The sequence below is a fragment of the Chromobacterium sp. FG89 genome, from assembly GCF_057808735.1.
Genome location: NZ_JBMDIQ010000013.1, coordinates 105,099 through 130,002 on the forward strand (window position 1 = coordinate 105,099; position 24,904 = coordinate 130,002).

General features: G+C 65.9%; 20 protein-coding genes. 7 read left to right on the forward strand and 13 right to left on the reverse strand.

Going from position 1 to position 24,904, the window contains the following annotated elements; genetic code table 11:
• The first annotated feature begins 236 nt into the window (after window positions 1–236).
• Entirely contained in the window at window positions 237–1,865 is a 1,629-nt protein-coding gene (locus tag ACODRW_RS14450) for a S53 family peptidase (protein WP_488906035.1), read from the forward strand.
• A 99-nt stretch (window positions 1,866–1,964) separates the two neighbouring features.
• Window positions 1,965–2,609: a HugZ family pyridoxamine 5'-phosphate oxidase gene (locus ACODRW_RS14455; protein WP_488906036.1), complete on the forward strand. Its 645-nt coding sequence runs from the start codon at window positions 1,965–1,967 to the stop codon at window positions 2,607–2,609.
• A 64-nt stretch (window positions 2,610–2,673) separates the two neighbouring features.
• Here the strand turns inward: ACODRW_RS14455 and ribA are convergent, their stop codons facing one another.
• Together ribA and ACODRW_RS14465 are read right to left on the reverse strand one after the other, a co-directional pair.
• The gene (gene ribA / locus ACODRW_RS14460) at window positions 2,674–3,255 is read right to left on the reverse strand and encodes a GTP cyclohydrolase II (protein WP_107798750.1); all 582 of its coding nucleotides are present in this window, start codon (window positions 3,253–3,255) and stop codon (window positions 2,674–2,676) included.
• 96 nt (window positions 3,256–3,351) lie between these two features.
• Window positions 3,352–4,077 carry a GAF domain-containing protein gene (locus tag ACODRW_RS14465; protein ID WP_488906037.1) on the reverse strand — a complete coding sequence of 242 codons (726 nt, stop codon included), beginning with the start codon at window positions 4,075–4,077 and terminating at the stop codon, window positions 3,352–3,354.
• Window positions 4,078–4,187: 110 nt separating this feature from the next.
• Between ACODRW_RS14465 and ACODRW_RS14470 the strand changes: the two genes are divergently transcribed.
• Complete coding sequence (locus tag ACODRW_RS14470) at window positions 4,188–5,264, forward strand: hypothetical protein (RefSeq protein WP_488906038.1); 1,077 nt, start codon at window positions 4,188–4,190, stop codon at window positions 5,262–5,264.
• 54 nt (window positions 5,265–5,318) lie between these two features.
• On the opposite strand, the gene ACODRW_RS14475 is transcribed toward ACODRW_RS14470, so the two are convergent.
• The 3 genes from ACODRW_RS14475 to ACODRW_RS14485 form a co-directional block, all read right to left on the reverse strand.
• Window positions 5,319–7,985: a collagenase gene (locus ACODRW_RS14475; protein ID WP_488906039.1), complete on the reverse strand. Its 2,667-nt coding sequence runs from the start codon at window positions 7,983–7,985 to the stop codon at window positions 5,319–5,321.
• Window positions 7,986–8,209: 224 nt separating this feature from the next.
• A complete protein-coding gene (gene hslO / locus ACODRW_RS14480) occupies window positions 8,210–9,091 on the reverse strand; it encodes an Hsp33 family molecular chaperone HslO (protein ID WP_107798746.1) in 882 nt (293 codons plus the stop codon).
• On the reverse strand, window positions 9,088–9,684 hold the full coding sequence (locus ACODRW_RS14485) for an Ntn hydrolase family protein (protein ID WP_107798745.1): 597 nt from the start codon (window positions 9,682–9,684) through the stop codon (window positions 9,088–9,090). The genes hslO and ACODRW_RS14485 overlap by 4 nt, the downstream gene beginning before the upstream one ends.
• A 222-nt stretch (window positions 9,685–9,906) precedes the next feature.
• On the opposite strand from ACODRW_RS14485, the gene ACODRW_RS14490 reads away from it, so the two are divergent.
• Complete coding sequence (locus tag ACODRW_RS14490) at window positions 9,907–10,344, forward strand: hypothetical protein (RefSeq protein WP_146176588.1); 438 nt, start codon at window positions 9,907–9,909, stop codon at window positions 10,342–10,344.
• On the opposite strand, the gene ACODRW_RS14495 is transcribed toward ACODRW_RS14490, so the two are convergent.
• Entirely contained in the window at window positions 10,313–10,729 is a 417-nt protein-coding gene (locus ACODRW_RS14495; RefSeq protein WP_107798743.1) for an OsmC family protein, read from the reverse strand. The genes ACODRW_RS14490 and ACODRW_RS14495 overlap by 32 nt on opposite strands.
• Before the next feature lie 121 nt (window positions 10,730–10,850).
• Between ACODRW_RS14495 and tsaD the strand changes: the two genes are divergently transcribed.
• The 3 genes from tsaD to ACODRW_RS14510 all read left to right on the forward strand — a co-directional run bounded on the left by tsaD (window position 10,851) and on the right by ACODRW_RS14510 (window position 14,803).
• Window positions 10,851–11,876, forward strand: a complete 1,026-nt coding sequence (gene tsaD, locus ACODRW_RS14500; protein WP_488906040.1) for a tRNA (adenosine(37)-N6)-threonylcarbamoyltransferase complex transferase subunit TsaD — start codon at window positions 10,851–10,853, stop codon at window positions 11,874–11,876.
• 55 nt (window positions 11,877–11,931) lie between these two features.
• The gene (locus ACODRW_RS14505) at window positions 11,932–13,836 is read left to right on the forward strand and encodes an ATP-binding cassette domain-containing protein (RefSeq protein ID WP_488906041.1); all 1,905 of its coding nucleotides are present in this window, start codon (window positions 11,932–11,934) and stop codon (window positions 13,834–13,836) included.
• Window positions 13,837–14,044: 208 nt separating this feature from the next.
• The gene (locus ACODRW_RS14510; RefSeq protein ID WP_107798740.1) at window positions 14,045–14,803 is read left to right on the forward strand and encodes a substrate-binding periplasmic protein; all 759 of its coding nucleotides are present in this window, start codon (window positions 14,045–14,047) and stop codon (window positions 14,801–14,803) included.
• A gap of 48 nt (window positions 14,804–14,851) precedes the next feature.
• Here ACODRW_RS14510 and accD read toward each other — a convergent pair whose 3' ends face one another.
• From accD to ACODRW_RS14545, 7 genes are all read right to left on the reverse strand, one after another.
• Window positions 14,852–15,721 carry an acetyl-CoA carboxylase, carboxyltransferase subunit beta gene (accD, locus tag ACODRW_RS14515; protein WP_107798739.1) on the reverse strand — a complete coding sequence of 290 codons (870 nt, stop codon included), beginning with the start codon at window positions 15,719–15,721 and terminating at the stop codon, window positions 14,852–14,854.
• Window positions 15,722–15,795: 74 nt separating this feature from the next.
• On the reverse strand, window positions 15,796–16,584 hold the full coding sequence (gene trpA, locus ACODRW_RS14520; protein ID WP_107798738.1) for a tryptophan synthase subunit alpha: 789 nt from the start codon (window positions 16,582–16,584) through the stop codon (window positions 15,796–15,798).
• Between the two features lie 9 nt (window positions 16,585–16,593).
• Window positions 16,594–17,796, reverse strand: coding sequence for a tryptophan synthase subunit beta (gene trpB / locus ACODRW_RS14525; RefSeq protein ID WP_107798737.1), 1,203 nt, complete (start codon window positions 17,794–17,796; stop codon window positions 16,594–16,596).
• Window positions 17,783–18,412 (reverse strand): phosphoribosylanthranilate isomerase, encoded by a 630-nt coding sequence (locus ACODRW_RS14530; RefSeq protein ID WP_488906042.1) that lies wholly within the window; start codon window positions 18,410–18,412, stop codon window positions 17,783–17,785. Before ACODRW_RS14530 ends, trpB begins: the two co-directional genes overlap by 14 nt.
• A 2-nt stretch (window positions 18,413–18,414) precedes the next feature.
• A complete protein-coding gene (truA, locus tag ACODRW_RS14535; protein ID WP_107798735.1) occupies window positions 18,415–19,206 on the reverse strand; it encodes a tRNA pseudouridine(38-40) synthase TruA in 792 nt (263 codons plus the stop codon).
• Window positions 19,207–19,438: 232 nt separating this feature from the next.
• Complete coding sequence (locus ACODRW_RS14540; RefSeq protein WP_488906043.1) at window positions 19,439–21,967, reverse strand: type IV pilus assembly protein FimV; 2,529 nt, start codon at window positions 21,965–21,967, stop codon at window positions 19,439–19,441.
• 435 nt (window positions 21,968–22,402) lie between these two features.
• Complete coding sequence (locus ACODRW_RS14545) at window positions 22,403–24,694, reverse strand: motility hub landmark protein FimV (RefSeq protein WP_488906044.1); 2,292 nt, start codon at window positions 24,692–24,694, stop codon at window positions 22,403–22,405.
• Window positions 24,695–24,904: the final 210 nt, after the last annotated feature.

A 24,904-nucleotide genomic window follows, 5' to 3' on the forward strand; every position in this document is an offset into this window, starting at 1 on the left:
AGCATTGCTATTGTCATTTTTTTGCGTTTTGCATACAGATTTGACGCTGATCAATAATTTACTTGTCATCGATTGAGATTTGGGATTACACATTCAGCGTTCCCCATCGGGAGCAGCCCTTCCGCACCAAGGGCAACCAACCTGGACCAAAGGCGCGCCGTCGAGCGACTACAAGCCCGGTCCAAGGGCCCTGCCCAAGCGCAGGCCCGCGCGGTACTTCTTCAGAGGAGAAGTGAATGTTTGCCAAGCAATACACGGCCGCACTGGTGTCCGCCGCTTTCTTCAGCATCGCGGCGCAAGCAGCAAACCTCAACTGGCAATCCACCAACACCCTGGCTCACCCGGTACAGACGCTGACCCCGCAGGCGCAAGACAGCGGCGAAGTCGCCGCCGGCCAGAGCGTCCACGTCGCGGTGGCGCTGAAAGTGCGCAACAAGGCGCAGCTGGACGCGCTGACCCAGGACATCCTTCAAGGCCGCAGCAAGCGCTACCTGAGCAAGGCCGAGTTTCTGAGCCAGTTCTCCCCCACCGAGGCCCAGACGCAAACCGTGGTCAAACACTTGCAGGCCAGCGGCTTCCGCAACATCAAGGTGGCGCCCAACCGGCTGCTGATCACCGCCGACGGCAGCGCCGCCACGGTCAAGGCCGGCTTCCAGACCTCGCTGCACCGCTACGACATCAATGGCCGCCAGGCCTTCGCCAATGTCGCCAACGCCCAGGTGCCCGGCGCGCTGGCCGACATCGTGCTGGCGGTGCACGGCCTGCAGAACGTGCATCAATTCCACACCGCGCTGCGCCATCCGACGCCGCAGGCCTTCAAGACGACCAGCGTCAGCGGCCACGCTCCCACCGACTTCCCGTCCATCTACAACGCGAACAGCCTGCCGCCGGCCAGCAACACCACCGTCGGCATCATCGCCGAAGGCGACCTGAGCCAGACGCTGAGCGATCTGCAGGACTTCGCCAGCGGCGCAGGCTACGGCGCGGTGGCCACCTCGGTGATTAATAGCGGCACACCCAGCAGCGACACCTCCGGCACCGAGGAATGGAACCTGGACAGCCAGGACATCCTCGCCGCCGCCGGCGGCGCGGTGCAGCAGATGAACTTCTACGTGGCGCCGTCGATGACCAACGCCGACATCACCGCCGCCTTCAACGCCGCAGTCAGCGACGGCACGGCCAAGGTGGTCAACGTTTCGCTGGGCGAATGCGAGACCAGCGCCCAGAGCGACGGCATGACCGCCAGCGCCGACCAGATCTTCCAGGCGGCGGTGGCCCAGGGCCAGACCTTCTCGGTGTCCACCGGCGACTCCGGCTCCTACGAGTGCGGCGGCCGCACCGCGCGCCAGAGCTACCCGGCGGTGTCGCCGTACGTGATCGCGGTGGGCGGCACCACCCTGTCCACCAGCGGCAAGACCGCGTATCTGTCGGAAAGCACCTGGAACGGCGGCGGCGGCGGCCCCAGCTACACCGAGAACGCTCCGGCCTGGCAAAGCAGCGCCGGCGTGCTGACCATTTCCAAGACCAAGCGCGGCGTGCCCGACGTCTCCTTCGACGCCGACCCCAATAGCGGCGCGCTGGTCCTGGTCAACGGCGGCACCTCGCAGATCGGCGGCACCAGTCTGGCGGCGCCCTTGTTCACCGGCTTCTGGGCGCGGATAGAGTCGGCCAACGGCAACAACATCCACTCGCCGGCACCGTCGATCTACAAATACTTTAAGGCCAACCCCGCGCTGTACCACGACGTCACCAGCGGCAGCAACGGCGCTTACAGCGCCGCCAAGGGCTGGGACTACACCACCGGCTGGGGCAGCCTGAACATCGCCAATCTGAACGCCTTCATCGCGCGGACCCCCGGTTTTTAAAGCAGCGCTCTCTCGCCTTGAGCCCCGGTCCTCCGGGGCTTTTTTGCGCCCGGCGGCGGCGCCGGCTAAGATGGGCCCACCTCGCGCCGGAAACCAAACATGAAAATCCCGCCCTCAGCCGCCGTCCATCTGCTGCACCGCTGCGTCCACGCCAGCCTGGCCACCCACAGCACTCAACTGGCCGGCTATCCCTACGCCACGCCGATACCCTGCGTGCCCGACCTGCGCCACCGCCCCACGCTCTGCCTCAGCGCGCTGGCCGAGCACAGCAAGAACCTGCAAGCCGATCCGCGCTGCAGCGTGGCCTTGCTGGACCCGGCGGCGGCGTCCAGCCAGAGCGGCGCGCGCCTGACCCTGCTGGGCGATATGGAAGCCTTCCAACCCACGCCGCTGGAACTGGCGCGCCATCTGCGCTACCAGCCGGAGGCCGAAGACTGGCTGCAGCTGGACTTCGCCTTCTACCGGCTGCGGCCGCAACGGCTGCGCTATATCGAAGGCTTCGGCCGCATGGGCTGGCTGGAGGCCGAGCAGTGGCTGGACGGCCCGACGCTGGAGCCGGAACAAGAGGCTGAGCTGCTGACGCAGAGCGCCGCCTTGCCCGCCGGCATCCGCTTGCTGGGGGCAGACTGCCACGGCATCGATTACGAGACCGCCGCCGCGCGCCGCCGGCTGGCCTTTCCCGCCGCGTTGGCGGCGGACGAGCTATCCGCCCGCTGGACAGCGCTCTGCGCGGCGCTGGCATGAAAAACGGGAGCCTGTCGGCTCCCGTTCGCACATCCCCCCGACTGCGCCGTTCCGGCGCAGCCGCTCACTTGAACAACATATGGCCCAACTTGCTGGCCTTGGTGTCCAGATAACGGTCGTTGTGCGGATTGCGTCCCACTTCCAGCGGCACCCGTTCCACCACGTCGATGCCGGCATTGCGCAGGGTTTCGATCTTGCGCGGATTATTGGTCATCACCCGCACCCGCGACACGCCCAGCTGGTCCAGCATGTGGCGGGCGATGCGGAAGTCGCGCATGTCGGCGGGAAAGCCCAGCCGCTCGTTGGCTTCCACGGTATCCGCACCGCCGTCCTGCAGCTGGTAGGCGCGGATCTTGTTGATCAGGCCGATGCCGCGGCCTTCCTGACGCAGATACAGCAAGGCGCCGCGGCCTTCGGCGGCGATGGCGGACAAGGCTGCCTCCAGTTGGAAGCCGCAGTCGCAGCGCAGCGAAAACAGCGCGTCGCCGGTCAGACACTCCGAATGCAGGCGCGACAGCACCGGCTCGCCGTCGTCTATCGTGCCCAGGGTCAGCGCGACGTGCTCGCGCCCCCCCACTTCCTCAAAACCATGCATGGTGAACTCACCCCAGGGGGTGGGCAGCTTGCAACTGGCGATGTACTCCATCCTCGGCTCATCAGCGCTGAGCTCGACAGCAGGCAATGACATTGTTTCTCCGCTAAACCTGATGAACGCGCCTGAATCCGCGCGCGATAATCTTTATTAACTGTGGTCGGCTTCCGGATTTTCAAGCGCCAGCGGCAAGGTGGCGAAAGGCTCGGCCAGCACAATGGCCAACGCGGCCAGCCACACCAGCCGCTCCGGCGTGAAGAAACCGGCGCTGGACGCCTCGGCGTCCAGAATGCCCAGCACATTGTCGTCCTGACCCAGCACCGGCAGGCAAACCTCGCTCATCACCTTGGGGTCGCACTCGTAATAGCCGCCGCCCTCGGCGCGCCAGGCTTTGACGTCCTCGATCAGCACCGCCCAGCCGGTCAGGCCCACCCGGCTGTTGTTGCTGTACTCGGCGAAGGCCTCGGTCAAAGGAAACTCCGCGCGGCTGGGCACGCCCTGATAAGCCAGCTTGACCAGCTTGGCCTGCTGGCCCTTGCCTATCTTGCGATACACGCCCAGCCAGTCCGCGCCCACCTTGAGGTTCACCGACTCCACCAGCGCCAGCAGATTGCGCAGCGCCGCCGTCGCCTCCGGACTTTCGCCGCCGAACAGCGGCGCCAGGTCGTAAGGCTCGTCGGCCAGTTCCTCGAACAAGGAGCAACTGCCGTCCTCGCTCAATTTGGGCACCCGATAGCGGTACAAATCCTGCCGCGCAGCCGGCTTGTCCGCGTTCAACACCGCGGACAGGGTCAGCACCGCGATCTGCAGCTCGGTGCGATCCAGATCCAGGCTCTGCTCGCGCAGATAGTCGGCCAGTTGGCTTACGGGTATCATGACAGTGCTCCTGAAGGCGGCCGCGCCGCCCGATGCGAATGAATATCGAAACCCAGCAGGATACCAAAAACCGCCCCGCGCTGGCCAACCCCAGCCCAGAATAAAACACCATGCCCGCCATTCATATTCCCTACCCGCCTCTCGTGATCAAGGCCGGCGCGCACGCCCGCAAGCTGCTGGCACGCCAGGGCCTGCCCGCCGCCAGCGTGGCCACCCTGCCCGGCGCCGCCGGCGGCCCCAAGGCGATAGGCATCACCGGCCTGGACCAGGCGGTGTTCGAATGGCTGAACCGCAGCCCGCGCCGGCGCGAGCTGGTCGGCGCCTCCATCGGCGGCTGGCGCTTCGCCTGCGCGATGCAGGCCGAACCTCGTCAGGCGCTGGCCCAGCTGGCGGAGCGCTACACCGCTGAAACCTACGCGGCCAAGATCGGCGTGGCCGACATCACCCGCCAGACCCGCCTGATGCTGGACGAGCTGCTGCCGCCCGAGGCGCGCGGCGCGCTGATCGATCACCCTCACTATCAGCTTAGCCTGTTGCTGGTGCGTTCCCACGGCCTGCTCGCCAGCGAGGCGCGCGCGGCGCTGCTGGGCGGCCTGGCGCTGAGCGCCGCGCTCAACGCCGTGTCCCGCGGCCTGCTGCGCCACGCCTTCAGCCGGGTGATCTGCCACGACCCGCGCAGCGACTTGCGCTTCAAGCCCGCGGACGACATCCCTACGCTGTGCCAACCGCTGGGAGCGGACAATCTGGACGCCGCGCTGATGGGCACCATCGCCATTCCCGGCGTGCTCAACGGCGTACAGTTGCCGGGCGCGCCGGCGGCCACTTATCGCGACGGCGGCCTGACCGACTACCACCTGGATTTCCCCTTCGCCCAGGGCGACGACATCGTGCTCTACCCTCATTTCACCGAGCGCATCGTGCCCGGCTGGTTCGACAAATTCCTGCCCTGGCGCCGGCCCAATCCGGCCCACCACGCCAACACTGTGCTGATCGCGCCGTCGCGCGACTACTTGGCGCATCTGCCCGGCGGCAAACTACCGGACCGCAACGACTTCCACCGCTACCTGGGCCGGGACGCGCAGCGCCAGCAGGTCTGGCGCCAGGCCACCGCCGAGAGCCAAAGGCTGGGCGACGCCTTCATGGCGTGGCTGGAGCGGCCGGACCTGGGCCAGGTTCAAGCGCTCTAAAACAAAAAGAGCCGGGAATCTCCCGGCTCTTTTCATTCATGCCTCAGACAGGCCTCAACCGGCGCGGGCCCAGCACGCCTCGTCCGACATATTCACCGGCGTCGCCAGCAACTGCACCACCACATCCCGCGTTTGCGCGCCCTTGCGCACGCGCACGGTGATCTGGTCGGCCACGCCCGGCTGGTCCTGATCGCGGCGGTAGTTGAAGGCGCCGTGGTCGGCCATGACAGCGCGGCCCAGCTTGGGACCGCTCACCAAGCTATAGCCGTCCGGCTCGCCCACGCCTTGCAGCTGGCCGCGCAGGCAGCGCACCGGGCTGGAATAGCTGAGCTTGGCCAAACCCAGCTGGGCGTCGCCGCCGCCCGGCTGCGACGGCTGCGACGCGGCCGGACCCAACGGGCCTTCGCAGCGCAGCGCCGCGCGCTTGGCCTTGAAGTCGTAGTCGGTGGCCGCGCAGTTGAGCGCCATCATATTGTTGATGCCGCTGCCGCGCAGCAGGTTCTGCAGGGCGGAGTCCAGGGTCTTGTCCAGCTCCTGGCGCGCCATGGTGGCGGTGCCGGAACGCAAGGGCAAGACGCCGTCGCATTCGAAGCGGCGCAGAGCGCTGCGTTCGCCGTCGGCCCAGACGCGGCACGCCACCGGCAGATGACGGCGCATCGCGCCCTCGATCGCGCCGATCTCGCCGGCCTGCCACTCCGCCTGTTTCAGCCAGTCCACGCCCCGCTCGGTCGAGGTATTGCCCAGTTGACCGGCGCGCTGCGCCTCCACCTGGCGGCCCACATAATCGTGGAAGCCCTGCACCAGACCGGCGTCGCGGCCCATTTCCGCCACCAGGGCGTCGAAGCGCTTGACGTCGTCGGCGCGCAGCGAGGCCAGGATCTCGGCGATGCGGCCCGGCTGTTGCTGGTTCAGGTAGTAGAACCACAAGGCGGAATGGCTGTAGAAGTCCCAACCGTCGCTATAGCTGGAACGCATGATGCGGGACGGTTCCAGATAGCTTTGCGGCCAGCCGTTGGCCACCACGTCCACCACGTGGCCGCGTACCTTGATGCCGTCGCGCGACGTGCTCCAGGCCATGAATTCGGCGAAGCCCTCGTCGTACCAGGCCATGCGGCGGTCGTCGCGGTAGAAGTCCGAGCTGCCCCACATGCCCGGCTGGATGAAGCGGCCGGACAGATAGTGCACGTACTCGTGGCGCACCAGTTCTTCCAGGCTCAGATAGCTCTCGCGCGGCACTTCGCGCTGGAAGGTGTAGAAGGTGCCGTCCTTTTCGATGTAAATGCCGCCGTTGTCGGTGGACAACTCATTGAGCAGGCCCTGGAAGCGCTGGTAGGCGGTCTTGCTGCCGTAGATCACCATGCGCAATTTGGCGTTGGTGTCGCCGTTCACCGGCTGGCTGATGCCGCTGACCCGGCCCAATTGCGCCTGCACCTGCTTCATCGCGTAGTACAGCGGCTCCACTTCGGCCAGCGCCAGCGGGGTTTCGAACACCAGATTGCCGTTGTCGAAGCTCCAGCTATGCGGGAACAGATGCGTTTTCAGCTCCTGTTCCGCCTGGCAGATGCCGTAGCGCTCGCACGGCACCTTGCCCAGTTTCTTCAAGGCGTACACCGCTTCCGCCCACGAAGCGCCGAACTTCTCGCCGCCCAGCAGGCCGGCCACCGCGTCTTCCGCCAGTTTGGCGGTGCGCGGGTATTGCATGAAACGGCCGGTTTCGCGCACGGTGTTCAGATACATCTGTTCGTCGGCGAAGGCCGGCTGTCCGGCGCGGGTCAGCCCTGCCAGGCTGGTCGCCAACGCGTCCAGTTGACCGGCGCCCGCCTTGTCGGCGAAGCCCTCGGTGTAATGCATATTGAACAGGGTGGTCTGCATCGGATGCAGCGCGATGCGCGCCCAGTTGTTCTTAGCCGCGGCGTTGTAGCGGCCGAAGAAGCGCTGCAGCAGCGGCAGCGCGTATTCCTGCTTGCGCACCGAATCCGCCAGAATCATGGTTTCCGCCACCGACTGACGCAGATCGGTCGCCAGATACCAGGCGTCGTGGTCGCCGCTGCCGTCGCGCACCGGCTCGCTCCACAGCGCCGGGTTTTCCGCCAGCGCGCTCACCGCCTGCATCACCGGCTCGTCCACCGGACGGCCGTAATCGCCCACTTCCGCGGCGTGGCTGTACTGGGTGAAGTAGCCGGCTTTCAGGAACACCGCCAGCGGCCACAAGCCGTTGGCGCTCTTGCCGTCCCAGCTTTGCGCGCGGGCGCGGGCCTCGGCCGCCACTTCCCGCATATTCGCCGGCGACACCACTCGGTAGCTGAAGGCGTCCGCCTGGAACAGGCGGTTCATGCACGTGCCCTGCACGCTGGCGACATAGCGCGCCAGCGCCGCGCCGGACAACTGGCCCAGCTTGGCTTCCTCGCAGGCGGCGTACTGCGGCCCGGCCGCGGCCTCCTTGGCGCGGCGCGCGCCGGTCTGCTGCATCGGACCTTGCGGCTTGGCGCCGGGACCGGCGCCGTCGGCCGGCGCGCCGGGCGGCAGGCCGTGCGGATAAGACGGTTTCTCCGACAAAGCCGGAGAATGCGAGGAGTGGCCGGCCTGAGGAAGATTGGCCTGCGGCGCCGGCTGGCTGACCGCTGTTTTTTCGGAATCGCTGACGCAACCGGCCAATAAGGCGGCCGCCATCACGGAAAGACTCAGTGCGCGCACGCCGCTGAGCGAAGCTGTTTTTATCATGACGCTATCCAAGACATTAATAATGTCGCATCAATATTCAGATGCGCATTTCAAATCATATAGAATAGCCATCGTCATGAGAATTCAGTTTAAAATAAAACACCCAATTTAAACCATAATTACAACATTGGTATTTTTACCCTGTTTTTCACCGAAAAAAGGGCGTAAAAAAAGCCGCGCAAGCGGCTTCGATAAAGTTTGTTGCCCAGCCAAAGGGACAGGCGTCAATGCCTGGCCTCGCGCGCGGCGGCGATCACGTCGTAATCAAACAGACGGTTGGCGTCGTCCTCGTCGTAAACGTAATGCTGGTTGCAGTAGTCGCAGACGATTTCCACGCTGCCCTGTTCCAGCAACACCTCGCCCACCTCCTGGCCGCCCAACATCTTCAGCATGTCGCCGACGCGTTCGCGGCTGCAATTGCAGGCGAAGCTCACCGTCTCCTGATCGAACACCCGCACCGTTTCCTCGTGGAACAGACGGTGCAGGACGTCCTCGGCCGGCAGGCCCAGCAGTTCGTCCGCCCTCAGCGTGGCGCCCAGCATCTGGATGCGCTCCCAGCCTTCCGGATCGCCATGGCCTTCCGGCAGTTTCTGCAACAGCATACCGGCGGCGGTTTCGTCGCTGGAGGCCAGGATCAGCCGGGTTTCCAACTGCTCGGAACGCAGCATGTAGTTCTCCAGCATCTCGCCTATGCTGTCGCCCTCCAGCGCCACGATGCCCTGCCAGGTTTGCGCCTTGTCCACGCGCGGCTCCAGCGTCACCACAAAACGCCCGTGCCCGCCCAGCAAGGACTGGATGGAAGCGTCGTCGGCAATGCCGTCGTCCCACTTGGCGGTGGCGCGGATGGTGCGGTCGTTATTGCACTCCACCACCGCCAGCTTCAGGGCGCCGGCGCCGTGAAGCTGCAGGATCAGCGCGCCGTCGAACTTGAGGTTGGCGGCCATCAGCTCGGCCGCCGCCATCATTTCGCCGACGATCTTCTTCATGGCCGGCGGGTAGCTGCGGCGGGCCAGCACCTGCTGCCAGGCGCCGTCCAGGCGCACCAAGGCACCGCGCACCGGCGCGCCGTCAAACAAAAATCGTTGCAATCTGTCTTGTGTGCTCATGCTGTGTCTTTCTTTTCCTTGTCCGCCGCCAGCTCTACGGTATAGACCGTCATCGGCATCGAAGAGCTGACGTCGAATTCGCAGCCGGCGCGCACGCCGATTTCGGCGATTTCGCGCGCACTCAGCGCCTGGTCGTACACCGCGTACATCGCGCCCATCGCGAACTTGCGGCCGGAGCCTATCGCCCAGATGCGGGAAAACTCATAGATCTCGCGCATGGGGTAAACCCCGAAAATACCGTGACGGTTGGCGATCACCACCATCATCTGGCTGGATTCGTACGGATCTTCCTCGTCCTCCTCGGGACGCAGGTAGAAACCGTCCTTCAGCTTGGGATGCAGCTTGCGGAAGGTTTCGAAAATGCCCTGGCGGCTGCTCAAGTCTTTTTTCTTCAACTCCTTCAGCGCGCCTTGCAGCACCAGGTCATGCGCGGCCGAGCCGGAGATGGCCAGATAGCTGTCCCCGTGCTGGAAAATCTTGTTGTGGAAACAATCATAGCCGGCCAGCAGCTTCTGGTCGTCGCCAAAAGTGGTCTGGCTGTCTGCGGCGATCGCAATCTGATCGCCCTTTCTTACCGCCACGATGGTAGTCATCCCTGCGCCTTTTTCGTCGATGGCGGCCCCGGGTTCGGCGGCCGCGCAAAACCGCCTATTGTATCGGCTTACGCCCGGCAACCCAAGCTTTGCGCCCGCGGCCGGCTTTGGGGGAGATGGGGACCGCCGGCGCGAATCTCAAGGCCGCAGCGCGGCCGCGACGAGATGACAAAGCGGGTTTTTATCGATACAATGATATTGATTCTCATTTACAAAAAAGCCATGCAATTCCACGCTCAAGACTTTCCCATCGTCTGGCTGGATCGCCGCCGCCCGGATGGACAGCAGCCCACCGACATCTTCGCCACGCTGGACCAGCTGCTGCTCCAGCAACGCCCCTTCGTCTTCATCGCCAAGGAACCGGCCCCCACCGAGCTGGACCTGCACGCGCGCATCATCCGCAAGATGGCGGCGCTGTGGGTCAAGGACAACCGGCTGCAAATCCGCCAGCTGATCCGGGGCACCATCGTGATCGCTCCTCTGACCGACCAACAGCGCTATCTGGACGAGTTCGCGCCGCGCTTCGAAAAATTCTGGGGCTATCCGCTGCGCCACCGCCCGGACTGCGACGCGGCGCTGAACCTGGCGGCGGAACTGCTGGCCGGCCCGCCCGCCGTCGGCCACGCCCTCAGGCGTCGCGCAGTTCGAAATCGTGGCTGATGTCGGCGGTTTTGCCCAGCATGATGGAGGCGGAACAGTATTTCTCCGCCGACAGCCTGATCGCCCGCTCCACCGCGTCCGCCTTCAGTTCGCGCCCGCTCACCACAAAGTGGAAATGAATGCGGGTGAACACCTTGGGCTCCTCCTCGGCGCGCTCGGCCTCGATCTCCACCCAGCAATCGCTGACCTGCTGCCGCGATTTCTTCAGAATGGTGATCACATCGTAGCTGGTGCAGCCGGCGGTGCCCAAGAGCAACAACTCCATGGGCCGCGGCCCCAGATTCCTGCCGCCGCCCTCCGGCGCGCCGTCCATCACCACCGCGTGACCGCTGCCGCTTTCGCCCAGAAAACACACGCCGTCCACCCACTTCAACCTGGCTTTCATCCCCGCCTCTCCTCATAGTAGGAATTCCGAAACGGCCTAGCCTAACATCCGGATTTGGGCGAACAAAGATTCACCGGTAAAATAGAAAGATTGTCCCGCTATATCCGAGCTGCGCCCAAACATGCTGGTACTAGGTATTGAATCTTCCTGCGACGAAACCGGAGTCGCTTTGTACGACACAGACGGCGGCCTGCTGGCCCACCAACTGCACACTCAGATGGCCATGCACGCCGAATACGGCGGCGTGGTCCCCGAGCTGGCCAGCCGCGACCACATCCGCCGCGCCATCCCGCTGACCGAGGCCTGCCTGGCCGAGGCCGGCAAGACCCTGGCCGACCTCGACGCCATCGCCTACACCCAGGGCCCCGGCCTAGGCGGCGCGTTGCTGGTGGGCGCCAGCGTGGCCAACGCGCTGGCCTTCGGCCTGAACATCCCGGTGCTGGGCGTCCATCATCTGGAAGGCCATCTGCTGTCTCCTCTGCTGGCCGAGCCCAAGCCCGAGTTCCCCTTCCTGGCCCTGCTGGTTTCCGGCGGCCACACGCAGCTGATGGCGGTGCGCGGCGTAGGCGACTACCAAATCCTGGGCGAAACCCTGGACGACGCCGCCGGCGAGGCCTTCGACAAGACCGCCAAACTGCTGGGCCTGCCCTATCCCGGCGGCCCGCTGCTGTCGCGGCTGGCCGAGGAAGGCGATCCGGCCCGCTTCACCCTGCCGCGGCCGATGCTGAACTCCGGCGATCTCGACATGAGCTTTTCCGGCCTGAAAACCGCGGTGCTGACGCTGAGCAAGCAGGTGGCGGACGACGACGGCCACATCGACGAGCAAACGCGCAAGGACATCTGCCGCGCCTTCCAGGAAGCCATCGTCGAAGTGCTGACCAAGAAATCGCTGGCCGCGCTCAAGCAGTGCGGCATGAAGCGGCTGGTGGTGGCCGGCGGCGTCGGCGCCAACAAGCAGCTGCGCGCCGCGCTGGACGAGGCCGCGCGCCGGCGCCGCTTCGAAGTCTTCTACCCGCCGCTGGCGCTGTGCACCGACAACGGCGCGATGATCGCCTTCGCCGGCGCGATGCGGCTGAAACACGCCCAAGCCCCCGGCAGTTACTCGATCAAGCCGCGCTGGGATCTCAGCGCGCTACCCCCGGCCTGACCCACACCCATGCGCCGCGCCGGCCGCGAACGCCGGCGCGGCCGTTCGGACTCCTATGATTCAACTCAAAAACCTCAATCTGCGCCGCGGCCTGAAAGAATTGCTGCTAGGCGCCAACCTGACGCTCAACCCCGGCTACAAGACCGGCCTCACCGGCGCCAACGGCGCCGGCAAATCCAGCCTGTTCGCGCTCTTGATGGGCGAACTGCACGCCGACAGCGGCGACGCGTTGCTGCCGCCGCACTGGACCATCGCCCATGTGGCGCAGGAAACGCCGGCGCTGGAACGCTCGGCGCTGGACTACGTGCTGGACGGCGACCATGAGCTGCGCCAGCTGGAACAGGGGCTGCGGGACGCCGAAGAGCGGCACGACGGCAACGCCATCGGCCATCTGCACGGCGAACTGGCGCGCATCGACGCCTACGCCGCGCCGGCGCGCGCCGGCAAGCTGCTGACCGGCCTGGGCTTCGACGTGGACGCCCAGCAACGGCCGGTGGCCAGCTTCTCCGGCGGCTGGCGCATGCGCCTCAACCTGGCCCAGGCGCTGATGTGCCGCTCAGACCTGCTGCTGCTGGACGAACCCACCAACCACCTGGACCTGGAAACCGTGCTGTGGCTGGAAGACTGGCTGCAAGGCTATCCCGGCACCCTGCTGATGATTTCCCACGACCGCGACTTCCTGGACAGCGTCTGCGACCACATCGTCGAAGTCGCCAACCAGGAACTGACGCTGTACACCGGCAACTACAGCCAGTTCGAAGTGATGCGCGCGGAAAAACTGGCGCGCCAGCAAGGCGAATACGAAAAGCAGCAGCGCCAGATCGCCCACCTGGAATCCTTCGTCAACCGCTTCAAGGCCAAGGCGTCCAAGGCGCGCCAGGCGCAAAGCCGGGTCAAGGCGCTGGAAAAGCTGGAGCGCATCGCGCCGGCCCACGTGGCTTCGCCGTTCGACTTCCACTTCGACAGCCCGGACAACCTGCCCAATCCGCTGCTGAAGCTGGAACAGGCCGACGTCGGCTACGGCTCCACCGCCATTCTTAGCGGATTGAATCTATCGGTGGAGGCCGGCGCGCGCATCGGCCTGCTCGGCGTCAACGGCGCCGGCAAATCCACCCTGGTCAAGCTGCTGTCCGGCGACCTCGCGCCGCTGCGCGGCGAAGTCGTCAACGCGCAGACGCTGAAGATAGGCTATTTCGCCCAGCACACGCTGGAGACCCTGCGCGAAGACGAAACGCCGCTGCAGCATATGCAAAGACTGGCGCCCACCACGCGCGAACTGGAGTTGCGCAGCTTCCTGGGCGGCTTCAACTTCCGCGGCGACGCCGCCACCGATCCGGTGGGCCCGATGTCCGGCGGCGAGAAAGCGCGGCTGGCGCTGGCGATGATAGTCTGGCAAAAACCCAATCTGCTGCTGCTGGACGAACCCACCAACCACCTGGACCTGGAAATGCGCCACGCGCTGACCATGGCCTTGCAGGATTTCAGCGGCGCGCTGATCGTGGTGTCCCACGACCGCAGCCTGCTGGAGGCCACCACCGATATTTTCTGGCTGGTCAGCCACGGCAAGGTTCAACCCTTCGACGGCGATCTGGAAGATTACCGCCAATGGCGGCTGACCCTGCTGGCCGACGCCGGCAAGCCCTCCTCCGGAGACGCCCAAGGCCTGAACCGCAAGGAACAGAAACGCCAGGAAGCGGAAGCGCGACAACGGCTGTCCCTGCTGCGCAAACCGCTGCAGAACAAGCTGAACAAGCTGGAAAAGGAACTGGACCAGCTCAGCGCGGCGAAAGCCGAACTGGACGGCTTCATGGCCTCCGCCGACGCCTACGAGGACGCCAACCGGCAACGGCTGGCCGACGCGGTGCGCCGCCAGGGCGAGGTGGCGACCCGTCTGGCCGAAGTGGAGGAAGCCTGGCTGGACGCCCAGACCGAACTGGAGGCCTTGGAACAAGCGGAATGAAGGCGGCGGCGGCCCGGGTTTTCCACAGCAATCGCCGGATAACTGTGTGGATAACCCCGGCCGGACGCCAAAAAAACTTTTGCAATTAGCCACTTGCCTCTTACGCTTATAAAAAAGGCAAATCCGGGGAACTTTCCCACCTTGCCAATGGGCAAATCTGGTGACAGCATGTGGATAAGACCGGCAACTCCATGATTGCAAAAAACAAATGACTGCCGCCCATTTTTTACGCAAGGCCGCGCAACGCCTTCCCCGCCGCCACGCATGCCCGTCGCCCATCCGACGCGTCCTGCTTGCCGGCCTGCTGCTCGCCGGCGCCGCCGCCGCCGAGCCCCCCATCCGGCTCAACACCCATCAGCAAGCTCCGCTTTCCTTCCGCAAGGAGGACGGCAGCGCCGACGGCCTGGCGGTGCAAGTGGTGCAATGCGCGCTCAAACAACTGCAACGCCCCTACTCCATCGCCTTCCTGCCGTGGCCGCGCGCGCAATGGCAGGTGCAGCACCAGCAGGCCGACGCCTTCTTCACCGCCACGCCGTCCGCGGAGCGCGACGGCTACGCGGTGTTGTCCGCCCCCATCCTGCCTTACGAGCGGCGCTGGTATCTGCTGAAGGACAATCCGCAATCCCCGTCCGGCAGCGACTTCAAGCGCCAGGGCCGCACCGCCGCCTTCAACGGCTCCAATATGGACGACTGGCTGCGCGAACACGGTTACCAGCTCACCTCCACCCCGCCCAATAGCGAACAGCTGGTCAAGATGCTTCTGAGCCGCCGCGTCGACGCCATTCTCGGCAACGCCTACGTGGTGGACGCGCTGATCGCCAAGATGGGCGTGCAGGAGCAGCTGCGCAGCGAACTGGCGCAAAGCCTGCCCTTCGGCGTCTACTTCGGCAAAGCCTTTCTCGCCCGCGAATCGCCGCAGTTCCTGACGCAATTCAATCGCGCGGTGCAAACCTGCCGCGCCAAATAAAAAAGCCGCCATCTCTGGCGGCTTTTCAATGCGGCTTGGCTGCGCGGATCAGACCGGAGCCGGCTCCTTCATCAGCAGCGTGGACAGCTCCGCCAGCTTGCGCTTCAGCTCGCGGCGGTCCACCACCATGTCCACCGCGCCCTTGCTCAGCAGGAACTCGGCGCGCTGAAAGCCTTCCGGCAAGGTTTCGCGCACGGTTTGCTCGATCACCCGCGCGCCGGCGAAGCCGATGCGCGCCTTGGGTTCGGCCAGCACCACGTCGCCCAGGAAGGCGAAGGAGGCGGACACGCCGCCCATGGTCGGGTCGGTCAGGATCGAGATGAAGGGCAGCTTGGCGTCGGTCAGCAGCTGCAAGGCCGCGCTGGTCTTGGCCATCTGCATCAGCGAGTTCAAGCCTTCCTGCATCCGCGCGCCGCCGGAAGCGGCCACGCAGATGAAGGGCGCCTTGGCCTCCACCGCGGCGCGCACGCCGCGCACGAAGCGCTCGCCCACCACCGAGCCCATGGAACCGCCGATGAATTTGAATTCAAACGCGGCCACCACCACCGGCATCGATTCGATGCTGCCCTGCATCACCACCAGCGCGTCGTCCTCGCCGGTGTCGCTCTTGGCGGCGGTCAGGCGGTCCGGATATTTCTTGCTGTCCTTGAACTTCAGGATATCCACCGGCTTGACCTCTTCGCCCAACTCGCGACGGCCTTCTTCATCCAGCAGCAGGTTCAGACGTTCGCGCGCGGTCAGCGGATGGTGGTGATTACACTTGGGACACACCTGCAGATTGCTCTCCAGATCGGTGTAATACAACACGGCTTCGCATTCCGGGCACTTGCTCCAAAGCCCCTCCGGTACCGCGGAAGGTTTGTCGGCGCGGTTGTCGCGCTTGATCTTCGGCGGCAGGAGCTTATTCAACCAGCTCATGCTGACTCCTTGATTCTTGTGCCCGCCGCCAAACGGCGGGCACAGTAAAACGGGGGCTGAGCCCCCGCAGTGTTCTATCGGATGGCGGCCTTCAGTTCGGCCACCAGACGGGTTAACCGCTCTTTGGCGGTTTCGGGTGTCGCCGCCTCAATTTCCTGCACCAAACGGCTGCCCACCACCACCGCGTCTGCGGCGGCGGAGATCGCCTTGGCTGTCGCACCGTCGCGAATGCCAAAGCCGACGCCTATCGGTACGGTCAAATATTCTCTAAGGGCAGCAATTTTACGCGCTACGTCGTCAATGTCCAGATGCCCGGCGCCGGTCACCCCCTTCAGAGACACATAATAGACGTATCCGCGCGCCAGTTTGGCGATTTCCGCCACACGTTGCGGCGGCGTGGTGGGCGCGATCAGGAATACCGGATCCAGGCCGTTGGCGGTCAAGGCCGCCGACAGATCGGCGGATTCCTCCGGCGGGCTGTCCACGGTCAGCACCCCGTCGACGCCGGCGGCCTTGGCCGCCGCGGCGAAGTCCTGATAGCCCATGGCGAACACCGGATTCAGATAACCCATCAGCACCACCGGGGTGTGATCGTTGTCGCGGCGGAACGCCGCCACCAGCTCCAGCACCTGGCGCAAACCCACTTTGTGGACCAGAGCGCGCTCGGAGGCGCGCTGGATCACCGGGCCGTCGGCCATCGGATCGGAAAACGGCACCCCCAGTTCGATGATGTCGGCGCCGCCCTCCACCAGGCCGTGCATCAGTTGCACGGTCAGCTGCGGCGACGGGTCGCCGGCGGTGATGAAAGGGATCAGCGCCTTGCCGCCGGCCAGCGCTTCAAAACATTTGGCGATACGTGACATAGCGCCTCCTTACAGAGTGATGCCGGCAAGACCGGCCACAGTGTTGATGTCCTTGTCGCCGCGGCCGGACAGATTGACCAGAATCACCTGGTCCTTGCCCATCTTCGGCGCTTCCTTGACGGCCCAGGCCAGCGCGTGGCTGGATTCCAGCGCCGGGATGATGCCCTCGAAGTGACAACAGTCGTGGAAGGCGCGCAAAGCCTCATCGTCGTTGATCGCCACGTAGTCGGCGCGGCCGATGTCCTTCAGATAGCTGTGCTCCGGCCCCACGCCCGGATAATCCAGGCCGGCGGACACCGAATGGGTTTCCACCACCTGGCCGTTCTCGTCCTGCATCAGATAGCTCTTGGCGCCGTGCAGCACGCCCAGGGGCGCGCCGCCGGAAATCGGCGCCGCGTGCTTGCCGGAATCCAGGCCCAGACCGCCGGCCTCTACGCCCACCATGCGCACGCCGTCCACGCCGATATACGGGTAGAACATGCCGATGGCGTTGGAGCCGCCGCCTACGCAAGCCACCACCACATCCGGCTGGCGGCCGATCACTTCCGGCATCTGCACCTTGGCCTCCTCGCCGATCACCGACACGAAATCGCGCACCAGCATCGGATAGGGATGCGGACCGGCCGCGGTGCCCAGGATGTAGAAGGTGCTGTCGATATTGGTCACCCAGTCTCGCATCGCCTCGTTCAAGGCGTCCTTCAGCGTCTTGGAACCGGACTCCACCGGCACCACGGTGGCGCCCAGCAGCTTCATGCGGAACACATTGGGCGATTGGCGCTTGATGTCCTCCGCGCCCATATACACCACGCACTCCATGCCGTAGCGCGCCGCCACGGTGGCGGAGGCCACGCCGTGCTGGCCGGCGCCGGTTTCGGCGATCACCCGCTTCTTGCCCATGCGCCGCGCCAGCAGCGCCTGGCCGATGGCGTTGTTGATCTTGTGCGCACCGGTATGGTTCAGGTCTTCGCGCTTAAGATAGATCTGCGCGCCGCCCAGTTGCTCGGACCAGCGCTTGGCGTGGTAGACCGGGCTGGGCCGGCCGACGTAGTGCTTGAGCTCGTGGCGGAATTCTTCCCAGAACGACGGGTCGGCCTTGACGCGAGCGTACTCGTTCTTCAGCTCGTCCAGCGCCGCCATCAAAGTTTCGGCGACATAGACGCCGCCATGCGGGCCAAAATGGCCCTGGGCGTCCGGCAGGTCATAACGATCCATGTCTAACTCCTGATATGAACGCCGCCATTCTGGCGGCATCTTTGATTCCCTTGGACGCCTCCACACCGCTGGAGACGTCGACCGCGGCCGGGCGCACCTGCGCCACCGCCGCCACCACATTGTGTTCGTCCAGGCCTCCGGACAGGATCAGCGGCAGAGGCAAGGCCTCCGGCAGCAAGCTCCAGTCGAAGGTGGCGCCGGTGCCGCCGTGCGCGCCTTCGACGAAGGCGTCGCTCAGCACCGCGCGCGCGTCCGGGTAGGCGGCGGCGATCTCGGCCAGGTCCACGCCCGGCTTCACCCGCACCGCTTTCAGATAAGGCCGCTGGAAAGAGCGGCAGAAGGCGGCGTCTTCCTCGCCGTGGAACTGCAAGATGTCGATCGCGCAGGCGGCCAGCACTTCGCGCACGTACTCCGGCTCCGGATTGACAAACAAGGCCACCACGCTGACGAAGGGCGGCAGCGCCGCGATCACCGCGCGCGCCTGCTCGAGGTCGACATGGCGCGGGCTCTTGGCGTAGAACACCAGGCCGATGGCGTCGGCGCCCAGCCGCGCGGCCTCGACGCCGTCTTCCGGCCGGGTAATGCCGCAAATTTTGATTCGGGTCGTGCCGCCCACTCTCATCTCCACAAAGCCAGCCGCGCGGCGTCCGCCTGCGACGGCAAATCGTATGTTTCCGGATAACCCACGCCGGTCAGGTACAAACCGTCCGGCATGAAGGTGGGCGGCGCGAAGGTACGGTCGCGCGCGGCCAGCAAGCCCGCCATCTCATCCGCGCGCAAAGCGCCCTTGCCCACGTAGACCAGCGCGCCGACGATATTGCGCACCATATGATGCAGGAAGGCGTCCGCCAGCAGATCGAAGCGGATCAGGCCGTCTTGCTCGCTGATGTCCAGCCGCTGCAAATCCTTGAGCGGCGATTTGGCCTGGCACTCCGAGGCGCGGAAACTGGAAAAATCATGCCGCCCCAACAGATGCGCCGCCGCCTCTCGCATCGCCGCCACGTCCAGCGCCTGATGAAACCAGCCCATCTTGCCGGCCAGCAGACAGGGCCGCACCGGGCTGGTCAGCAGAAAATAGCTGTAACTGCGGGAAAACGCCGAAAAACGCGCGTGAAAATCCGCCGACACCTCCCGCGCCCACACCACCGCCACCTCAGCCGGCAGCAAGGCGTTGACGCCGCGCACCCAGGCGTTCAGCGGCCGCTCGGCCGGGCTGTCGAAATGCACCACTTGCATGGCCGCATGCACGCCGGCGTCGGTCCTGCCCGCGGCCAGCGTGCCGACGGCCTCCACGCCGGCGATCTGCGCGATCGCCTGATTCAATCTGTCCTGCACCGTATTGCCATGCGGCTGAGTCTGCCAGCCGGCGAACGCCCGACCGTCATACTCGATGCCGAGCGCTATCCTCATGCCCACACCTTCTTCAAACTCCGACGCGGCGCGCCGCGTCGTTTCAGCAATAAAGCACTCACTCTACCTTATCCTGCCCGGTTTGCGCCACGACCAAACGATGACGTTTGCTGCGAACGCACGAGAAAAGCGCCCAACCGCGGCATAAGACGCCGTCGAAGCAAAACGAAAAGAGGCCGGCTCGCGTCAAGCGCGACCGACCTCTTCCATGCGCGCGGGCGCGACCGGCGCTTTAGCGGCCGGCCTCCTTCATCAAGGCGTCCGCGGTTTCTTTGTCGCCCATCTCCAGATACAGCTTGGCCAACTCCATTTTCTCCTCGTCCGGGCTCGCCGCGGCTGCCGGCGCGGGCGTCGGTGCTGCCGCGACGGGCGCGGGTGCCGGTGTGGGCGCTGCCGCGACGGGGGCCGCGGGAGCGGCTACAGGCGCAGGCTCGGCGGCCGCGGGCGGCGGCGCATCCGCCGCTGGCTCGGGCTTGGCCTGGGCGAACAGCGGATGGCCTGGCGCGACGGTCTGGCCGATTTCGCACACCCTCATCCATAAGGTGCTGTCCTTGCCGAACACGCCCTTGGCGGTGGTGGCCTCGGCGATGAACATCTGCTTGTCCTGCTGGGTGGACAAGACTTCCAGCAATTTGTAGCGCAAATCCTGCCGCATCGGCTCGTGAGCCAAGCCTTCGCGCAGAATCTCCAAAGCCTGGTCATCGCGGCCGTAGGCCAGGTAGACGTCGGCTTCGGCCACCCGGTCCACCGAGGATAGGTCGATACCGTCACCCTTCTTCAAGGAGCTCATCAAGGTCGTCAACGGCCCCAACATCGACGCGCCCGCCGCCGTGCCGCTCAAGGCCGGCGCGGCAGGCTCGTCCTTGCCGCCGCCCTTGCGTTTGCGCCGCGCCAGCAGCAAGGCCACCAGGCCCAGCGCCGCCGCGGCCCCGCCCAGCTTCCAGCGCATGGACTCGTCGGACAAGGCCGCGGCCAATTCGTCCGTCCAGCCATTGGCCGCCGCCGTGACCGGCGTAGCCTTGCTGTCGACGGGTTTGGCCGGCGGCGGCTCGTGCTGAGCGGCCGCTTCGACAACCGGAGGCTTCTCCGCGTGTTCCGCCGTCGCCGCCTGCGGCGCGGACGCCGCCGCGACCGGCATGGAACTGACGGCCGCCACCTTGGGTTCCGGCTTGGGTTCCGGCTTGGGTTCCGGCTTGGGTTCCGGCTTGGGTTCCGGCTTGGTCTCGACCTTGGGCTCCGGCGCGGACTCGGGGCCGGGCTCTCTTTCCGCCGGCGCTGGGGCCGGCGCGGCCTTGGCCGCCGCCTGGCGCTGGTAATCCTGGATTTTCTGTTCCAGCGCCTTGGCCCGCTGCTCGGCTTGCTGCAGGGCCTGGTCTTGCCGCTGCAGCATCTGCTGCAAATGCCTCTCCTGCTGCGACGGCGCGGCCGCTTGCCTCGGGGCTTCCGCCGCCGGAGCCGGTTTGGACGCTTCCTTGGCGACAGGCGGATGCGCCGGCGCGAGCGGAGCGGCCGGCTTGGCCGCCGATTTGGCCTCTACGGGTTTGTGCTCCTGCGGTTTGGATTCCGGCGGCTTGTGTTCCTGCCGCGCGGCTTCCGGCGGCTTGCGTTCCGGGGGCTTCTGCGCCGGCGGCTGATGCTCCTGCGGCGCTCGCGCCTGGGGCTTGCTGTCTTGCGGCGCGCTTTTCTCAGCCGCGCGGGCCTCGGGCGAAACCGCCGGCCGCTTAGGCTCCGCAGCGCGGGCGGCGCTCTGGCCGCGCAGTTGCCACTCCGATGGATATTCCAGCGCCACGCCGGCGCGCAGGCGGTTGGCGTCTCCGGCGATGAAGGCCTCGGGATTGCCTTGCAATAGTTGCTGCGCCACCGCGCCCGACTCCCCGCCGCCGCGCACGCGGCTGGCGATGCCGGACAGCGTGTCGCCCTTGAGCACCCGGTACACTTTCAAACCCTGCGTCTTGGCGACGGGGGCCGGCTTGACCGCCGAATGGGGGTCCAGCAACACCGAGTAGTTTTTCTGCGCCTTGAGCTTGCCCGCCGCCACCTCCAGCCGGAAGGCCAGCATCGGCTCGGTCACCGGCTGCTCGGTGCGCAATTGCACATTAAAGCGGCCCTTGGCCACTTTTTCGACGTGGGGCACGATGGAAGCCACCAGGCGCACTTGCTGGGCGTTGGGCTCGCCCTGCGCCGCCACAGCGAACAAGGCCAGCCGCGGCGGGTCCGCCTGATCCAAGGCGCTGCCCTGCAAAGTCAGCTCCAACAGCAAGGGTTCGCCCAGACGGGAACGCAAGCGGGCGTCGCTCAGGCCCAAGGAATCCAGCCGCGGCGAGGCGTCGACGCCAGCCAGCGGCTTCTTGCCCTCCTCCCGCGCCGGCGCGGGCTTGTTGCGCGGGCCGTCTCGCCGATAATCCACTTCGAACTCGCGCACCAGCCGGCCGGCCGGCCAACTCAGATCCACGGCGAAGCGCAGCAGCGGCTCCGGATAACTGGCGGCGCCCTTGACCTGGATTTTCTGAACATTGCCGTCCGGTTTACGGACGATGGAAAACTGCAGGCTGCCGGCGGAACCGCTATAAGTGGACAACAGCGGATAGCGGTTGCGATCCGCCAGGCCCACCAGCACATTGTCGGAGGGCTCCTCGTCCACCACCGGAATTTCCGCTAGGAAAGGCTCGCCATCGGCGGACAACACCCGGATCGGCCCCAAGCCGGCCGTAGCGGCCGCCGCCAGACCAAGACCGGCCAGCAGCGACGCGATTTGACTCATGCGTGTCTTGAAAGACATGAACGAATTTCCCCACCCTCATTCTTCGAAGCCGCCGCGCCGCTTGCCTTGGCCGGCAGCCGGGTCTCGACAGGCCCTTATAACGTTTTAATTATTGCAACGAAACTATACAACAACCACTTAGCGAGGATAAATCGGGCGTCCCCGCCTCATTGCATCCAGGCAATGGCCAAAAAAGCCACACATTTTCCGGTTTTTCGCCTAAAAACCACGCACCGGCGCGAGATCGTCAAGCGGCGGGAGGAGTGACTCCATCCCGCCGCTCATTGCCTTTGAAGCTGCCCCATGTCCGCAGCGCCGCGTCGGACGTTCACGACGAGCGCCGCTTCGCAATCCTCATGCGCCAAGCGGACACCTGCTTTCTCAGCCGTTGTCGCCTTGGCTCGCGAGACCTTGAACCGGCTTTCAGCCTCTATCTCAGGCGCTGATCGTGGCCAGCAAGGCCTCGGCCTCCGCCTTGAGCGGCCCCTGCGCCTCGGCGATCAGATCCTGCAATACTTCTTTGGCGCCGTCGCGGTCTCCCATGTCCAGATATACCTTGGCCAGGTCCAGCTTGGTGGCCAGCGGGTCGTCCAGCACCGACATGCCTTCGGCCTGCGCCGCCGCAGGGGCTTCCGCCTCGGCGGCCGGCGTTTCCGCCAACATGTCCTCGTACAGGGACTCGAAGCCCGCGGGCGGGGCCGCTTGCGGCGCCGGCGCTTCCGCTGCGGCCGGCGCTTCCGCCGCCATGCCTTCCAGATTGAAGTCGAAGTCCAGCAAATTGTTTTCCGCCGGCGCTGGCACCGCGGGCGCGGGCTCCGGCTTGGGTTCGGCCGCGGGCGGCGTCAGTTCCGTGTCCAGATCGAAATTGAGCAGATTGGCTTCCTCCGCCTTCTCCTCCTCGACCTGAGGTTCGGCGAACAGCGCGGCCAAGGGATCGTCCTCGGGCGCGGCCGCTTCCGGCGCGGCGACCGGTTCAGGCGCGGCGGCCGGCTCCGTCGGCGCGGCCTCGGGCTCGCCGAACAATTCCCGGTCCAGATCGATGCCGCCCGGGGGCGACGTCGGCGCGGGCGCGGCTTCGATGTCCTCGCCCTCGCCGTCCGACAAGTACAAAGAGTTGGTCGGGTCTATCGAGCGCCCCATCGCCGCTGCCTTGGCCCAGATCGGACCATGGCCGTCGAAGGTGGCGTGCATTTCCCGCGCCAGTTTTTCAAAGCTGGCGACGTCCGGCCGCGCCGCGTAGATCTCCATCAGCTTCAGCCTGACTTCCTGGCGCGACGGATCTTTGGCCAGCGCGTCCTTGAGGATGTCCTCGGCCTGCACGTCGCGGCCGTAGGCGATGTACACCTCGGCTTCCGCCACCGGGTCGACTTCGGCCGCGTCGATGGCGCCGGCCGCCTGGGTGAAGTTGCTCATGAAGGAATGGCCGCCGCCCACCGACGGCGGCTCCATGCCGGAAGACGCGCCGCGGCTCAGAGCGGCGCTGGTATTGTTGGCGGACAGCGACAAGGGCTTGCCGCCCTTGCGCCGGCGCGCCAGCAGCAGGCCCAGAGCGCCCAACAGGCCCAGGCCGGCCACGCCGCCGCCCACCAGCGGCAGATGGTCTATCACTTTATCCAGCAGCGAAGGTTCCGGCGTCGGAGGCGCCGCCGCCGGCTTGGCCGCGGGCTTGTGCTCCGCCGGGGCGGGCTTGGCCGCGGGCGCCGGGGCCGGCGCGCTGGCGGCGTGCGCGGGAGCGCTGGCCGCCGTCGGCTCGGCCGCGGCCGGAACGGCACTGGGGCTGGAACTGGGCATGGCCGGCAAAGGCTTGCCGGCCTGCAAGGCCTTCAATTGCTCTTCCAGCGCGCTGATGCGCGCCTCCGCGTTTTTCAGCGCCTGCTCGCGCGCCGCCACTTGCTGTTCGAGATCGGTCAGCTTGCCGCCGCCCGGCTCGCTGGGCACCAGCTTCAGCACATCGGAGCCGGCCTTGGCTTCGCCCGCCGGCGCAGCGGGCTGGCCGCCCAGAATGCTGGCCACCTGAGCGGCGCTCAGGGCTTTGATCTTGCGGCTGGTCGGCACTTTCAGCACCGCGCCCAGCTTGAGGCGGCTGACGTCGCCGTCGACAAAGGCGTCGGGGTTGGCCTGGGCCAGCGCGGCCATGGTCTGGTCCAGCGTGGCGCCGCGCGGCCTCACCTTGCCGGCCAGGCCGCGCAGGGTGGAGCCGGACTTCACTTTGAGAATGCCGGGCTGCGGCCGCGCAATGGGCGCGACGTTGCCGCGGTAGCGGCTGGACAGATTGTTGTCTGCGTAGCTGGGCACGTCCTGCACGATGTTGGCGGACGGCGAGGCCATAGAGTAATTGCTGGGGTCCAACAGCACGGTGTACTCGCGCACCGCGCGTCCCGACGAGGTCTTGGCCTCCACCACGAAGCGCAGATAGGGGTCGTTGATGGGGCCGGAAGAACTGATGCGTATCATAGCGCCGCGCGAGCTGGGCGCCACGCTGAAGCGGAGCATATTGAGCACCGTGGCGTAATCGACGTTCAAATCCTGAAACGTATCCGCCCCGGCCAGCCCTATCCTCGCACTCTCCAGTTCCGCCGCCCTTACCCCGGTCAATTCGATATCGGCGCGGAACGGCTCGCCCAGATTGGACCTGACGTTGATTTTCCCCAGCCCTGCCCAGGCGCTGGCGGAGCAGGCCAAAGCCACCGCCAGAACGCCGATTCTGATTTTTGCCTGATGTGTCACTGTCAACCTTCCGGCACGGTTTATCTTGATTTTATTTGCGCTGGCCCAGCGGGCGCAGACGGTAACTGTTGCAATCTTAGGCCCTGCGGCTGTTTTTAGCTAGATTTCATAATGACGCCGTTTACCCGCGATTTCCGCCGCAGCCATGAAACAGGGCGGCACTCTCGCGAATGCCGCCCTCTGTCCGCGCGATACGCGGCTTCAGCCAAA